We start from the raw sequence: 15,211 nt of genomic DNA, 5'->3' as shown, positions 1-15,211 counted from the left end.
CGATGAACATCGCTCGCATTCTCGAAGGTTCGGTTGACCGCTACCCGGATCACACGGCGCTCGTCTTCGACGGCCGCCGCTGGACCTATTCCCAGTGGTTCGCCCGCATCCGCCGCTTCGCGCAGGCCCTGACCGATCTTGGCGTGCGCGCCGGCGACCGGGTGGCCTTTTACGTCTCGACCTCCGAGAACTCGGTGACGACCTATTTCGCCTGCCAGATGCTGGGCGTCATCGCTGTGCCTCTGAACTTCCGGCTGGCGCCGGGCGAGGCCGCCTACATCATCCGCGACAGCGGTGCGCGGGTGCTGATCTACGGGCGCAACCTCACGGAAAACGCGCTGAAGGTGCAGGAGCAGGTCCGCTCCGTCCACGACTTCATCGGCTGCGCCTACGATCCGGCGAACATCCCGGAGGGCCACCACCACTTCGAGACGCTGGCGGAACAGACCGTTCCCGCCGACGAACCCACCTACGTGTCCAACCAGAGCGACATTTCCGCGCTCGTCTATACGTCCGGCACGACAGGCCGCCCCAAGGGGGTGATCCACACTCACGCGAACGATCTTGCCATCGCGATGAACTGCGTGATGGAATACGGGCTGAGCCACCGCGACACGGCGCTTCACATCGCGCCGCTCTACCATGTCGGGGGGATGCAGGCCTATTTCATCCCGCACCTGATGGTCGGCGGAACGAACGTTGTCCTCGGCAGCTACGAGGCGCGCAAGACGCTGGAACACATCCAGGAGGAACGGATCACGACGCTTTTCGCGGTGCCGACGCAGATCCAGGAAATGCTGTTCCTGCCGGACTTCAAGACCTACGACGTCTCCAGCCTCCGGCTGATTACGACGGGTGGCGCGGCCATCGCCTCGGCCACGCTGGAGCGCGTCATCCGCGAGTTCTGCCCGCGGATCTACAACGGCTACGGCATGACGGAAGCGAGCCTGACGCTGCTTCTCCACCCCGAGGACGCGCTCGCGCGGCTCGGGTCCTGCGGCAAGCCGACGCTGATCACCGAGGCGCGGGTCATCGCCAACGATCCGGGCCGCGAGGTTTCCCCCCTGGAAACGGTGGCGCAGGGCGAGATCGGGCAACTCATCGTGCGCGGGCCCCAGGCGATGGAGGGCTACTGGAACAAGCCCTTCGAGACGCAGAAGAAGCTGAAGGCCGGCTGGGTCTACACGGGCGATCTTTTCTCGAAGGACGCGAACGGCTTCTACTTCTTCCACGGCCGGGCCGACGACATGATCGTCTCGGGTGGCGAGAACATCTATCCGCGTGAAGTGGAGGAAATCCTCTATCGCTGCCCCGGCGTCAAAGAGGCGGCCGTGGTGGGCATTCCTGACGAGAAATGGGGCGCGGTGGTCACCGCCTTCGTGGTCCGCACGGCCGACGGTCCGGACGCGGACACGCTCGACGCCTTCTGCCGCAAGAGCGACGATCTCGCCGCCTACAAGCGGCCCAAGCGGTATCACTTCGTCGACGCGTTGCCGATCAACCCGTCGGGAAAGGTAATCAAGCGAGAGCTGGTGGCGGACTACGATCCGGCGAACGGCATCGCTCCAAGTAGAAGGGAAGTGGCATGAGCCGGGAAAAGCGCGTCAACCGCCGTGGCCGCGTGGCGGCACAGGAAGCGCCGGTCAACCCGGCGCCCGCCGGACTTGAAGGCGGCAGCTACCGACCGCTGACCGCAGACGCGCTGGAACGGATCGTCGGTGCGGCCTATGCCGTGCTGGAACGCACGGGCGTCGAGGTCGGCCCCGGCGAGTGCCGCGATCTGTTCGAGCGCGCGGGCTGCCGCGTGGACACCGACGCAGGGCGCGTCCACATCCCGGCGCGCGTGATCGACGAGGCCCGCGCGACCGCGCGTCCCGAGGTACTGCTCGCCGGCCGCGATCCGCGCCACGACCTGCACCTTGGCGGAAGGCGCGTCTATCTAGGCACCGGCGGCCAGGCCGTGAAGATCATGGACCTCGACGACCGTGTCCGCGAGACACGGCTGCGCGACAACTATGACATCGGGCGGCTCGTTGACACTCTCGACCACATCCATTTCTACATGCGCCCCGTCGTCTGCCGCGACCTGGGCAACGACGACATCGACGTCAACCAGCTTTACGCCTGCGTCGCGTCGACGAAGAAGCACGTGATGAGCAACTCCTACCTGCCGTCCAACGTGTCGCGCCTGAGGCGCATGGGCGAGATGCTGGTGGGCGGCTCGGCGGAATTCGACGCGCGTCCGCCGATCTCCTTCGTCGCATCCTGGGTGGTCTCGCCGCTGCGCTACGCGATGGAGACGGTCGAGATCCTCGACCGGATCATCGAACAGGGCGTGCCGGTGGTGCTGAGCTCGGCGCCGCAGGCCGGGGCCAGTTCGCCGGCCTCGCTTGCCGGCACGCTCGTGCAGATCATCGCAGAGCAGCTCTCCGGCATCGTCTACGTGAACCTCAAGAAGCCCGGCCACCCGACGATCCTCGGCTGCGTGCCGGCGCAGGCGGACCTCCGCACGGGCGCCTTCACGGGCGGTTCGGCGGAATTCGCGTTGATGAACGCCGCTTGCGCGCAGATCGCGCAATACCTGAACCTCCCGATCTACAACTCCTCCGGCATCGCGGATTCCAAGGTGGGCGACGCGCAGGCAGGATTCGAGAAGGGGCTGACCACGGCCACGGCGGCACTTGCGGGGTCGAACTACATCCACCATTCCGCCGGGTTCCTGGAAAGCCTGCTGACGGTGGCCTACGAGCAGTACGTGATCGACAACGACGTGAATGGCGCGGTGATGCGCATGACGCGCGGGATCGAGGTGACCGACGACACGCTCGCGCTGGACGTGATCCACGACGTCTGCGTCGGCGGCCCGAAGCACTACCTCGGCCATGCCCAGACGCTCGCGCTGATGAACACGGAATACCTCTATCCGGAGCTCTTCGACCGTCGCACGCGCGCCGACTGGGAAGCGGCCGGGGCGCTGGACATCCGCATGGTCGCCAAGGAGCGCGCGCGCCAGGTGCTGTCCGAGCATTTCCCGGTGGTCATCCCCGAGGAAATCGACCGCGAGATCCGCCGCCAGTTCGATATTCTCCTGCCGCTCGAAGCGATGCGGCCGGGAGGCTGGATTCAGGCGGCCTGAAGAGGAGAGGCATGATGACTGACAAGCTGCTTTATGAACAGGAGGGTCACGTCGTCACGCTGACCCTCAACATGCCGGAACTGCGCAACCCGGTGACGGATGCCGACGTGGTGGACGGCATCGTTGACGCCTGCGCCCGCATCTCGGCCGACATGTCGGTGCGCTGCGTCATCATCACCGGGGTAGGGAAGGCGTTCTCCTCTGGCGGCAACCTCAAGCACATGGCCGAACGCTCGGGCCTTTTCGCAGGGGACGCCCTCGAAGTGCGTGACGGCTACAAGGCAGGCATCCAGCGTGTGCCGAAGGCGCTCTGGAACCTCGAGGTTCCGGTCATCGCGGCGGTCAACGGCCCGGCCTATGGCGCGGGCTGCGACCTGACGCTGATGGCGGATATCCGCATCGCCTCGACGACCGCGACCTTCGCCGAGAATTTCGTGCGCGTTGGCATCATTCCGGGCGATGGCGGCGCATGGCTTCTGCCGCGGCAGGTCGGCCTCAGCCGCGCGGCCGAGATGACCTTCACCGCCGAGCCGATCAATGCGGAAACCGCGCTGGCCTGGGGTCTCGTTTCGCGCGTGGTCGAGCCCGACGCGCTCATGGACGCCGCGCGCGAGCTTGCGGGGCGCATCGCCAGGAACCCGCCGCGGCAACTCCGTCTCGCCAAGCGGCTTCTGCGCGAGGGGATGCAGCAGAGCCTCGACTCGCTTCTGGAAATCTCTGCCGCCTACCAGGGCGCCTGCCACCAGACCGAGGATCATCGCGAGGCGGTGGCCTCGCTTCTGGAAAAGCGCGACGCGGTGTTCACCGGTCGCTAGTTTGCGCAACGCAGCTTGAGGTCTGCCATGAAATTCAATGACTTTCTGCACGGCCTCCGTTTCGGGGACATCCCCGAACCGGTTATCGAACGCACGCGGTATCTGCTGCTGGACCTGATCGGTGTGGCGGCCGCCGGGACCACCACCGACATGTCGCGCATCATCCGTGATCACGCGGCGGGGATGTTCGGACCGGGGAGCCGCCGGACGCGCCTCATGTTCGACGGGCGCGCTGTCAGTCCGGCGGGGGCGGCGCTGGCAGGCGGCATTTCCATCGACTCGATGGATGGGCATGACGGTCACAAGCTCACCAAGGGCCATGCAGGCTGCGGCGTCCTGCCCTCGGTGCTTGCCTATTTCGACGCCGAGGGGCTGAGTGACGAGCGCGAGTTCCTGACCCAGATGGCGATCGGATACGAGGTCGCCACGCGCGCCGGCATCGCGCTCCACCGGACGGCCTGCGATTATCACACCTCCGGCGCCTGGGTGGCGATTGCCGCCGCCGCGCTTGGCGCTCGCACCCTTGGTCTCGGCGAAGCGGCCACGCGGGAGGCGATCGGCATCGCGGAGTATCACGGGCCGCGTAGCCAGATGATGCGCTGCATCGACTATCCGACCATGGTCAAGGACGGCTCTGGTTGGGGGGCGATGGCCGGGGTCTCGGCCGCCTATCTCGCCGCCTCGGGGTTCACCGGCGCGCCCGCGATCACGGTGGAGGCGCCCGACGTCGCCGACCTGTGGGGCGATCTCGGCAGCACCTGGCGGGTGATGGAGCAGTACATCAAGTGCTTCCCCGTCTGCCGTTGGGCCCAGCCGCCCTTGCAGGCAGTCCTCAACCTGCGCGCCGCGCACGGGCTGAGTTCCGATCAGGTCGAGCGCATCGAGGTCGAGACGTTCCACCAGTCCGTCCGTCTCGCCTGCCGCAGTCCGAAGACGACGGAGGAGGCGCAGTATTCCACCTCCTTCCCGACGGCCGCGGGCATGGTACGCGGGCGCGTCGGAACCGAGGAGGTTTCGGAAGCGGCATTCTCCGATCCCGAGATCCTGCGCCTGTCGGAAGGAATGGTCTTCACCGAGCGGGACGACTTCAACGCCGCGTTCCCGGCGCGTCGGCTGGCCGAGGTCACGCTGGTGCTCAAGGACGGCCGCCGTCTTGCCTCGGGCGTGACCGAAGCGCGGGGCGACCCCGAGGCTCCGCTTCCGGCCGAGGAGATGGTGGAGAAATACCGCGGGCTGGCGGAACCCGTTCTTGGCGCCGAACGCAGTGGCCGCCTGGAGGCTGCGGTCCTTGGCCTTGGCATTTCGTCCGGAGCGGATCGGGGGGTGGCCTCCCTTCTTTCCGACGTGTTCGAGCCTCTTCTCGAAGGCGACTGACTGGGTGTCCCCGGCCGCGACGGAGGAGCAGTCCTTCGCGCCCGGCAAGCGCCTCGGTGATGACGGCGCACGTTGTCCCTTGTCGTCCCCGGCGGGCTAGAGTGCCGCCCAGAACGCCTGCGCCGCCGGACTCAGGAGACTGTCGGCGCGGGAGATCTTGCGCAATTCCCGCCGTGTCCCCGGATCACGGGGCACGATGAAGGACAGGTCACCCAGCCGATCCTGCAGGGCGCTCCTCGGCAGGATCGTCGCGCCCAGTCCGGCCCTCACCAAAGACAGCAGCGCCATCGTGTTCCGCGCCTCCAGATTGCACTCCATCAGCAGTGCCGAGACCCTCGGGTGCGTGACGAGGTTGCAGAGCGGGTTCGCGATCAGCGGCTCAAGCTCCATCAGATTCCAGGAAACCGCCGCACCATCAGTGACTTTGGCGGCGATCTTGCCATCGGACCGGCAGACGATGCCGAGATCGTCCTCCAGTATGACCGTGCCGCCGGACGTGTCGTCCGGCGCCGCGGATACGATGCCGATGTCGGCCTCGTCCAACATGACGCGGCGGCGGACGAACTCGCTGTCGACGTCGCTGATTTCCAGCCGGACCTCCGGACGCTTCACTCGGAACGCGGACACCACGTTTGGCAGAATGGCGATCGTCGCCGAAGGGACGGCCGCGATCCTCACCGTCCCGGCGATCGATTGCGCGTGCCGCCGGATCGCGTCGACACTGCGTTCGTAGGCGTCCGTGGCGCGGCTGCTCTCTTCCAGAACGAGTTGTCCGAGGGGGGTCAGGCGGTTCTTCCTCTCTGTCTCGAAGAGGGGGGCGCCAAGATGTTCCTCAAGCTGGGAAAGCATCATCGACACCGCCGAAGGTGTCCGCCCCAGGATATCCGAAGCGCCAGAGAGGCTTCCCTTCTCGGCCACGGCGCGAAAGACACGGAGCATTTCCAGCTTGATGGCCATTTCAGAAATCCTGAATTCAAGTTGAGAATTTCAAGATTGCCTTAAATTCTGGCCTTCGTCTAGCACAGTAGAATGCGAAGCGAGGTGGTTATGACGAACCCTACAGGGATCTACATTGACGGGCGCTGGCTTGCCGGCGGCTCCGAGATCGACAACATCAATCCTTCGGACATATCCGACGTGATCGGCCGTTACGGCCAGGCCACCGGGGATCAGCTGGACGAGGCCCTCGCCGCCGCCCGCAAGGCCCAGCCGCTTTGGTGGGCGGCCGGCGTGCAGAAGCGGCACGACGTGCTCATGGCGATCGGCAACGAACTGATGGCCCGCGCCGAAGAAATCGGCCGCATTGTTTCGCGCGAAGAGGGCAAGCCGCTCGCGGAGGGCAAGGGCGAGGTCTACCGCGCCGGTCAGTTCTTCACCTACTTCGCCGCCGAGGCGCTGCGCCTGCACGGCGACCTTGCCGAAAGCGTGCGCCCGGGGATCGAGATCGACGTCCGCCGCGAACCGGTCGGCGTCGTCGCCATCGTCAGCCCCTGGAACTTCCCTGTGGCGACGCCCGCATGGAAGATCGCGCCGGCGCTTGCCTTCGGCAACGCCGTGGTCTGGAAACCCGCGAACCTGACGCCGGCCTCGGCCGTCGCCCTGACCGAGATCATCGCCAAGCAGGATATTCCGGCAGGTGTCTTCAACCTCGTCACCGGCCCCGGTCGTGCGGTCGGCCAGCGCCTGGTTGAAAGCGCGGGCGTCGACGCGATCAGCTTCACCGGCTCCGTCCCGGTCGGGCGCGGGATCGCGGCGGCTGCGGTCGCCAACATGACCAAGGTCCAGATGGAAATGGGGTCGAAGAACCCGATGCTCGTCATGGACGACGCCGATCTCGAGCTCGCGGTCGCCCATGCAACAAACGCGGCCTTTGGCGGCACGGGGCAGAAATGCACCGCTGCGAGCCGGCTCATCGTGCACGAAAAGATCCACGACGCGTTCGTGGAGAAGCTCGTCGCGGCCGCGAAGGCGCTGAAGGTCGGCCACGCTCTCGAGGACGGGACGCAGATCGGCCCGGTCGTCAGCGACACCCAGCTTTCGCAGAACCTCGACTATGTCCAGGCTGGCAAGGCCGAGGGTGCCGAGCTTCTCTGTGGCGGTGAGCGGCTGAACCGGTCGACCGAGGGCTACTTCATGTCGCCCGCGGTCTTCGTCGGAACCCGCAACGACATGCGGATCAACCGCGAGGAAATGTTCGCGCCGATCACCTGCGTCATCAAGGCCGGGAGCTACGCCGAAGCCCTTTCAATCGCAAACGACAGCGAGTTTGGCCTGACAGCAGGCATCATGACGCGCTCGCTGTCGAGGGCGTCGCACTTCCGCGCCAACATGCGCGCTGGCTGCGTGATGGTGAACCTGCCCACCGCCGGCACCGACTACCACGTGCCGTTCGGAGGCCGCGGCGCCTCGTCCTTCGGGCCGCGCGAGCAGGGGCGTTATGCCGCCGAGTTCTACACCACCGTGAAGACCGCCTATGTTGCGGCTGGAGCCCCGGAATGAGCGTCACGATCGACGGTCTGCAATATGCCAACTGGTCGGAAAAGATCTTCCGCCAGATGCGCGAGGGCAGTGTCGATGCGGTCCATGTGACCATCACTTACCACGAGAGCTTCCGTGAGACGGTGCTGAACATCGAGCGCTGGAACCGTTGGTTCGAGCGCTTTCCGGACCTGATCTTTCAGGGCCGGACGGCCGCCGACGTGACGCTGGCGCGCCAGACCGGGCGGACGGCGATCTTCTTCGGCTCGCAGAACCCGTCCTGCATGGAAGACGACATCGGCCTCGTCGAGGTGCTGCACACGCTGGGTCTGCGGTTCATGCAGCTGACCTACAACAACCAGTCTCTCCTCGCGACGGGCTGCTACGAGTCCGAGGACACGGGGCTCACTCGCATGGGACGGCAGGTCGTTGCCGAGATGAACCGCGTCGGCCTCGTCGTGGACATGAGCCATTCCGGCGAACGCTCGACCCTTCAGGCGATCGAGCATTCGACCCGGCCGATCGCGATCACCCATGCCAACCCGGCAAGCTGGCACCCCGCGCTGCGCAACAAGTCCGAAACGGTGCTGCGCGCGCTGGCCGAAAGCGGCGGCATGCTTGGCTTTTCGATCTACCCGCACCACCTGCGCGGCGGCAGCGCCTGCACGCTCGAGGACTTCTGCGAGATGATCGCCCGAACGGCCGACCTGATGGGCGTCGACCGGCTCGGCATCGGCACCGACCTGTGCCAGGACCAGCCCGACAGCATCGTGGAATGGATGCGCGTGGGGCGCTGGACCAAGTCGATCGACTACGGCGAGGGCAGCGCGGACGCGCCGGGCTTCCCGCCCATGCCGACCTGGTTCCACGACAACCGCGATTTCGGCCGGATCGCCGAGGGCCTGCGCGCGACGGGGATGAGCGCGTCCGAGGTCGATGGCCTCATGGGCGGCAACTGGCTGCGCTTTTTCGAGAATAGCTTCGGTCCCGCGACGGCTGCGGGGCAAGAGCTTCGGCGTGCCATGAAATAGAAAAGTTCGGGCACATGGACTTCGATCGTTCAGAGGGGAAATGAGATGAGCGATACGACACAAGGGCGCGGAACTGCCGGCGGTCTCGGCCGGGTGGACAAGCCGCTGTTCGCGATCACAGGCGGGTTCATCCTGCTGTTCTGCGCGTTGGCACTGATCGACATCGATGCGCTGTCGTCGATCGTCGACTGGGGCTTCAACGTTTCGGCCACCTATTTCGGCCTTTACTGGCAGGTCCTGCTGCTGGCCACCTTCGTGATCGGCATCGTGTTGTGCGTCCTGCCGGGCAGCCGCACCCGCCTCGGTCAGCTCGAGCGGCCGGAGTTCACGACGTTCCAGTGGGGTTCGATGATCATGTGCACGCTGCTTGCCGGCGGCGGCGTGTTCTGGGCGGCGGGCGAACCGATCGCGCATTACCTTTCGACGCCGCCGCTCTTCGGCGATCTGAGCGCGGACCCGGAGGCGCGCGCCCACGCCGCGCTGGCGCAGAGCTATCTGCACTGGGGTTTCCTCGCCTGGGCGATCCTCGGCTCGCTCACGACCGTGATGCTGATGCACTACCACTATGACAAGGGTCTGCCGCTCGCTCCGCGGACGCTGCTCTACCCGGTCTTCGGCGACAAGGCGATCGACGGGCCGATCGGCCTCATCGCGGACGCCTCCTGCATCATTGCCGTGGTCGCCGGAACCGTCGGCCCGATCGGATTCCTCGGTCTCCAGATGTCCTACGGGCTGAACGCGCTGTTCGGCATCCCGGACAGCTTCGCCACGCAGACCATCGTGATCCTGGCCCTGGTCAGCCTCTACACCGTTTCGGCGATCTCCGGCCTGTCGCGGGGGATCCAGCTTCTGTCGAAGCTGAACGTGATCCTGGCCTTCGTGCTTCTCGCCTTCATGCTCGTCGCCGGGCCGACGTTCTTCATCTTCGATGGCTTCGCGGGCGGCCTTGGCGTCTACCTTTCGAACTTCTTCGACATGTCGATGTATCGGGGTGACGCGGGCATGTTCGGCGCGCCGGGCTGGCTTGGCTGGTGGACCGTGTTCTTCTGGGGCTGGTTCCTCGGCTATGGTCCGCTGATGGCGATCTTCATCGCGCGCGTCAGCCGCGGCCGTTCGATCCGCTCCATCATTCTGATGCTGTCCATCGCCGCCCCGATCATCACCAACTTCTGGTTCACGATCATCGGCGGCACCGGCATCGCGCTGGAACAGGTGACGCCGGGCGTCATCTCGGGTCCGTTCGAAGGGTTCAACCTGCCGGCCGGGCTTCTGGCGATCACGCAGGCCATGCCGATGGGCTTCATCCTGTCGAGCCTGTTCCTCGTGCTGACGATGATCTTCGTTGCCACCACGAGCGACTCGATGAGCTACGTCATCGCGACCTCGATGAGCGACGACAACCCGTCGGCCGCGCTGCGCGCCTTCTGGGGGATTGCCATGGGCGTCATGGCGCTCATCCTGATCTCCACCGGCTCCGGTGGCGTCGGCAAGCTGCAAAGCTTCATCGTGGTCACCGCCGTTCCGGTGTCGCTGGTGCTGCTGCCCTCGCTCTGGGATGCGCTGCGCATCACGCTGGCGCTGGGGCGCAAGTAATGAAATCCGGGGACGGGCGGATTTTCCGCCCGTCCCGTTTCCAAACAGCGAGGACGTCATGGATAGACCGCTCCCTCATCCCGACCGAAAGGCCGCGCTGCCGCTCCGGCCGCCGTCCGAAGTGATGCGGCTTGCCCGAATGGGTAGCGCCCATCCGACGCGGCTTTCGTTCCTCCGAGTGCTGCTTCGGCGCGTGCGGAACGAAGGATGGCGGTTCGACCGTCCCGTGTGGGAGGTCGATGCAAACGGTGTCGGGCGCGCCGTCTACCGCGCCACCGGACCGGACCGGACCTATTGCCTCGTCGCCTTCGCGCACGACCTTCCGGACGAAATGCGTTCGGACCGGGTGATCGCGACCGCCTGGGATGCGACCTTCGCGCTGTTCGACGGCGAGCCCACCGTGGCCGACCTCGATCGCCTGCAGGCCAATGTGCCCCTGCAGGAAGCGGGCCGCATCGGCCCGACCGAACTGTCACTGAGCCGCGCGAACCGTTCTGTCCGTCTGTTCAACCACGTCGTCGACAGCCTCGCCGCCGGCCGCCAGCCGAACAGGGAGGAGGTCGACGCCGTCGGATACCTGATGCGCACGACTGCTGTCTATGGCTCCGGCAAGTTCGGGGCGGCCGATCGCGACGCGATCGCCGGCCGGGCAGAGCTTTCCGGCCCGTTCCAGGCGGAGATGCTTTCCGTCTGGCTGACCCGCGCCTTCACGGTGGACCTCGCGGAACACCTCGCGGCTGCCAAGGGCGGATCCGCGGCTGTCACTCTCGACCCGGAGATCAAGCGCGACCTCGGTGTCGGCAACTCCACGGGCCTCGGCATGGCGCCGTTCCTGGTCCGCCATCCGGTTCTCCTGAACAACTGGGCGCAGGCGCGCGAAGTGGCGCTTGCGCGGGTGCGGGCCTTGCCCGAGGCGACGCCCGAGGCCGTCGCGTGCTTCCGCGACGCCCTTGCGGCGGCCGACGAAAACGCGTCGCTGTGGCGGTCCGAGCACCCGATCCAGATCGCGAAGCTCGCCGACCTGCGCCGTGATCTGAGGCTGGTCGCTGAGCGGACCGCCGACTGGCCGGCAGGCGAGGCCCTGCCCTGGGACGCGCTCTGGCGCTGGGGTGAGGATCTGTCGCTGGAGGGGCAGGAGGCGCTTTTCGCGCTCCTTCTCGAACCGCATGGCGATCTCGTGGACGATCTCGCGGACTGCATGAGCGCGGATGAGGCATCGGCCTTCCGGCTCGATGGCGCGATGAAGGTTGGCGCGCTTCGCGCCGTTCTCTCCGACCACTTCGGCTGGGCGCTTTCGATCGATTTCACGGCCCCCGAGAACGCGGCGCGCTTCTGGTATGTCTCCGAAGAGAAGCTGGAACCTCGGCTGGGGAACCGCTTCGACGAAAGTGGCGCGGAACTCGAAATGCCGCTCTGCATCGCGCGCCTCGCGGTTGAACTGGACGCGGCGCTTGCGTCGCGGCCCGCCAACGAGCCCGTTGCGGCCTTCCTGCTGGAACATCCGGATCATCGCTACATGGTCCGCCGCGCCCAGATCGCCAAGGATCATCCCTACGCCGAGGTCCAGGACAACCTGATCGCGGACGACATGCTGCCCATCGACCTGATGCGCTGCAAGCTCGCCTTCTTCGGCGCGAGCCGGTTCGATCCGCGTTCCGACAAATGGGTGCGGATCAGCCTGTTCCAGGGGGAACCCTATCCTTCAGACATGAACAACGGCGGTACAGCATGATGGTGGAACCGAACGATCCGACCGTATCGGGAACAGTAGTCCCTCCCGCAGCCGGTGCCGTGCAGCTTTCGCGCAACGAGACGGAGTCGCTGTGCCTCAAGGCTGCGCGCGGAGCAGGCATGAGCTGGGGCCTCGCGGAAGAGGCCGGCTTCGCGGCCGGTTGGCTGAGTGCGCGGGGCATTGACGGTGCGTCCGCGATTCTGGCCCAACTCGACCGTGTCGACGGTCTCGACCGGTCCGCGATGCGCCCGGTCTTGGTCGACGGCGCGTGGCGGGCGAACGGGGTGGCCCCGATCTGCCCGATCTGGCTCGGAGCCGCGCTGTCGGACTTCACGCAGATCGCCGAGTCCGGTCAGGGCGATCCGGGCATCTCCTGCGCCCCGGTAAGCCGTCCGCTGCTGATCCTGCCGTTCCTCAGCGGCATCGCCAAGGCCGCTCGCCGTTCGGTTCGCGCGGAATGGCAGGGCGGGGCGGTCGTTCTTTCCGCCGATGGAGATGTCGGCGGCGACGTGGTAAAGCTGGCATCGGTCGCAGAGGCCGAGCTGACAATCTCCTGCGCCGAGGATGCGACGGCCGTACCCTTTGACAAGGCACCCGCGCCCGTGATTGCGAAGGCCACGATCTCCGCTCTTAGTGCATATGCGATGCGTACCACGGTGCCCGCGTCCGACGCCTCGCGCGCCGATGCGGGTGCGGCCGAGAGCGACAACGACTGAGCGGAAGGAAACTTCCGGAACTTGCAGAGCCGCCGTGCCAAAACGGCGGCCCTGCGAGTCGAGTCAGCGCAGCAATTCCTCTTCGAACGGGAATTGCGACAGGAGCTCGATGCCGGTATCGGTGACGAGCACCTGCTGCTCCAGCTTCACGCCCTCCTTGCCGCCATCCTCGCCTATGTAGCTTTCCACGCAGATGGTCATGCCGGGTTCGATCACCCCGTCGTAGCCGGCATCCGGAAAATCGCCGTGGTGGTAGAGATAGGGGTATTCGCCCGTCATCCCGCAGCCGTGGGCCGAAAGGTAGTAGCGGTTCGCGTAATACCTGTCGGGTATGTTCCAGGCCTCGTCCGCGTAATCGCGGAAGGTCATGCCGGGGCGAAGGATGCCCATGTTGTAGTGAACCTGCTCGTGGGCGACCCTGTAAAGCTCGCGCTGCTTGTCCGAGGGCTTTCCGGGGCCGGAGTGGAAAGTGCGCGAGAAGTCGGCGTAGTAGCCGTGGCAGCCGACCACGTCCGTGTCGAGCGCGATCAGTTCGTTTTCGCCGATCACGCTGTCGGTCGTTTCCTGGAACCAGGGGTTGGTCCGGGCACCGGCGCTCAGGAGCCGCGTTTCGACATAGTCGCCGTTCTGCGCGATGATCGACTGGTGAAGGACGGACCAGAGTTCGACCTCCGTGAGGCCCGGCCGGATCGCGTCGCGCAACTTGCCGACGCCGATCTCGGTGGCGCGAAGCGAGGCGATGACGCATTTCATCTCTTCGGCCGATTTGATCGCGCGGGCCATCTCGACGGGCTCCTGGGCGTCGACGATGCGCAGCCCCTGTTCGGCAAGCGCCAGCGCCACGCCGGCGTTCAGGCGTTCGAGGCCGATGGTCGCGCCCTTGCCGACAAGCGTATTGATCAGGTCGGCCATCTCCGCGGCCCAGGCGCGTTCGCGTTCCGCGATGTGCGGCCCAGCGGCGACGAAGCTCGCCGTCTTCGAGGCGCGAACCTCGTCGACCGTTTCGAACCCCTGGCCGAGGTGGAGGCAGCCCGTGAATTCGAACAGGATCGAGCGGTCCTGCGTCATCAGCAGGTACCGCGAGGGCGCGTTCCGCATCGAAAAGACCTGCATGTTCCGCGTTCCGGTCGCGTAACGGATGTTCACCGGGTCGGACAGGATCACGGCCGCTATGCCGCGCCTGGCCATTTCGGCCCGGACACGGCCCTGCCGATAGGTCCGCACGGCGACAAGATCGATGCCGTCCGTGTCCGGAGACCGGTCCAATTGCGCGAGCCCCGAAAGGTCGCTGCGTTCCGCGTGCCAGTCCAGTTCGGCCATATCCATCCTCTGGTTTGATAGAGCAAGGGGCATACTATGACTGGCGAAGTGTAAGGATAACGGTGGAAATTCTCCTTCATCGTGATAACCCTAGGTTATGAAAAGCTATCGCAAGAACCTGCCGCCGCTGGACACGCTGGTGTTTTTCGAATCCGCCGCGCGTCACATGAGCTTCACCGGCGCGGCGGCCGAGCTGTTCGTGTCGCAGGCCGCGGTCAGCAAGCGGATCCAGCAGCTCGAATCCTGGCTGGGCGTGCCGGTTTTCGAGCGTCGGGGCCGGAGGATCAGGAAGACACCGGCGGGTGAGAGGTTGGCGGAGCGGGTCGCCATGTCGCTCGATTTCCTCGACCAGTCCATCGCGGCCATTCGTGTTCCGGCGGAAAAGGTTGTCACGATCGCCTCGATGAGCTCGGTGGCGATGTTCTGGTTGCAGCCGAGGTTGCGTGTCTTCGCATTGGGGAGTGACGCCTGCGCCTTCAACCTCGTTTCGACGGATCGCCCCAGCGACATCCTTTCCGCCGAGACGGACCTCGCCGTCATCTACAGCGATGGCGTCGTGCCCGGATGGGAAGGCGGCATGCTGATCGGCGAACGCCTCGTTCCGGTTGCCGCGCCGTCGATCGTGAAGGCGCGCGAGGGCTTTGCCGATCTTTTCGCGAGATCGCGCGAGTTGCCATTGCTGGACTATTCCCGCCGCGGGCCCGACTGGATCAACTGGGGCAGATGGGCCGAGTTGACCGGAAACCCCTTGGTTCACGACTGGCCGAAGCGCAGGTGCGCGAGCTATCTGCAGACGGTCGGCCTTGCGCTTGAGGGCGAGGGCGTAGCGCTGGGAAGCCGGCCGCTGCTCGAGGATGAAATCGCGTCGGGGCGGTTGGTGGCGCTGTCGCCGGACGAACTCGTGACCAGCAAGGGCTACTACGTCCTGCACCGGAGCGGCGTTGCCCTTTCGAAGGACGCCGAACGTGTGAAGCGGGCGTTGTTGCAGCCGGGGCATCCGGGCCGCGGCTAGTCGG

12 protein-coding genes are annotated in these 15,211 nt (G+C 66.1%); 10 read left to right on the top strand and 2 right to left on the bottom strand.

Translation table 11 applies throughout. The features are described 5' to 3' along the window. The first annotated feature begins 2 nt into the window (after positions 1-2). Genes ABCN56_RS02270 through ABCN56_RS02255 form a run of 4 tightly spaced genes read left to right on the top strand, consistent with a single transcriptional unit; the run spans position 3 to position 5,325 of the window. Positions 3-1,589, top strand: a complete 1,587-nt coding sequence (locus ABCN56_RS02270) for a class I adenylate-forming enzyme family protein (RefSeq protein WP_343079145.1) — start codon at positions 3-5, stop codon at positions 1,587-1,589. Continuing rightward, positions 1,586-3,136 carry a trimethylamine methyltransferase family protein gene (locus ABCN56_RS02265; RefSeq protein WP_343079144.1) on the top strand — a complete coding sequence of 517 codons (1,551 nt, stop codon included), beginning with the start codon at positions 1,586-1,588 and terminating at the stop codon, positions 3,134-3,136. The genes ABCN56_RS02270 and ABCN56_RS02265 overlap by 4 nt, the downstream gene beginning before the upstream one ends. Before the next feature lie 14 nt (positions 3,137-3,150). Then, on the top strand, positions 3,151-3,951 hold the full coding sequence (locus ABCN56_RS02260; RefSeq protein ID WP_343079143.1) for a crotonase/enoyl-CoA hydratase family protein: 801 nt from the start codon (positions 3,151-3,153) through the stop codon (positions 3,949-3,951). Between the two features lie 27 nt (positions 3,952-3,978). Beyond that, positions 3,979-5,325 carry an MmgE/PrpD family protein gene (locus ABCN56_RS02255; protein ID WP_343079142.1) on the top strand — a complete coding sequence of 449 codons (1,347 nt, stop codon included), beginning with the start codon at positions 3,979-3,981 and terminating at the stop codon, positions 5,323-5,325. A gap of 96 nt (positions 5,326-5,421) precedes the next feature. Here ABCN56_RS02255 and ABCN56_RS02250 read toward each other — a convergent pair whose 3' ends face one another. Continuing rightward, on the bottom strand, positions 5,422-6,282 hold the full coding sequence (locus tag ABCN56_RS02250) for a LysR family transcriptional regulator (RefSeq protein ID WP_343079141.1): 861 nt from the start codon (positions 6,280-6,282) through the stop codon (positions 5,422-5,424). 90 nt (positions 6,283-6,372) lie between these two features. Here ABCN56_RS02250 and ABCN56_RS02245 point away from each other — a divergent pair, with 90 nt between their 5' ends. From ABCN56_RS02245 to ABCN56_RS02225, 5 genes are read left to right on the top strand one after another with little or no spacing between them, the layout of a single operon-like run. Further along, positions 6,373-7,824, top strand: coding sequence for an aldehyde dehydrogenase family protein (locus ABCN56_RS02245; protein ID WP_343079140.1), 1,452 nt, complete (start codon positions 6,373-6,375; stop codon positions 7,822-7,824). Continuing rightward, positions 7,821-8,834 (top strand): membrane dipeptidase, encoded by a 1,014-nt coding sequence (locus tag ABCN56_RS02240; protein ID WP_343079139.1) that lies wholly within the window; start codon positions 7,821-7,823, stop codon positions 8,832-8,834. Before ABCN56_RS02245 ends, ABCN56_RS02240 begins: the two co-directional genes overlap by 4 nt. A 45-nt stretch (positions 8,835-8,879) precedes the next feature. Then, complete coding sequence (locus tag ABCN56_RS02235) at positions 8,880-10,427, top strand: BCCT family transporter (RefSeq protein WP_343079138.1); 1,548 nt, start codon at positions 8,880-8,882, stop codon at positions 10,425-10,427. 58 nt (positions 10,428-10,485) lie between these two features. Beyond that, a complete protein-coding gene (locus ABCN56_RS02230) occupies positions 10,486-12,159 on the top strand; it encodes a hypothetical protein (RefSeq protein WP_343079137.1) in 1,674 nt (557 codons plus the stop codon). After that, a complete protein-coding gene (locus tag ABCN56_RS02225) occupies positions 12,159-12,875 on the top strand; it encodes a DUF3726 domain-containing protein (RefSeq protein WP_343079136.1) in 717 nt (238 codons plus the stop codon). Before ABCN56_RS02230 ends, ABCN56_RS02225 begins: the two co-directional genes overlap by 1 nt. A gap of 63 nt (positions 12,876-12,938) precedes the next feature. Here ABCN56_RS02225 and ABCN56_RS02220 read toward each other — a convergent pair whose 3' ends face one another. Further along, positions 12,939-14,195: a M24 family metallopeptidase gene (locus tag ABCN56_RS02220; protein ID WP_343079135.1), complete on the bottom strand. Its 1,257-nt coding sequence runs from the start codon at positions 14,193-14,195 to the stop codon at positions 12,939-12,941. Positions 14,196-14,292: 97 nt separating this feature from the next. Here ABCN56_RS02220 and ABCN56_RS02215 point away from each other — a divergent pair, with 97 nt between their 5' ends. After that, positions 14,293-15,207, top strand: a complete 915-nt coding sequence (locus tag ABCN56_RS02215; protein ID WP_343079134.1) for a LysR family transcriptional regulator — start codon at positions 14,293-14,295, stop codon at positions 15,205-15,207. Positions 15,208-15,211 lie beyond the last annotated feature (4 nt).

This window comes from Ostreiculturibacter nitratireducens (genome assembly GCF_032670585.1).
Taxonomy (GTDB): Bacteria; Pseudomonadota; Alphaproteobacteria; order Rhodobacterales; family Rhodobacteraceae; genus Ostreiculturibacter; species Ostreiculturibacter nitratireducens.
This window is presented reverse-complemented; position numbering and strand designations above follow the sequence as displayed.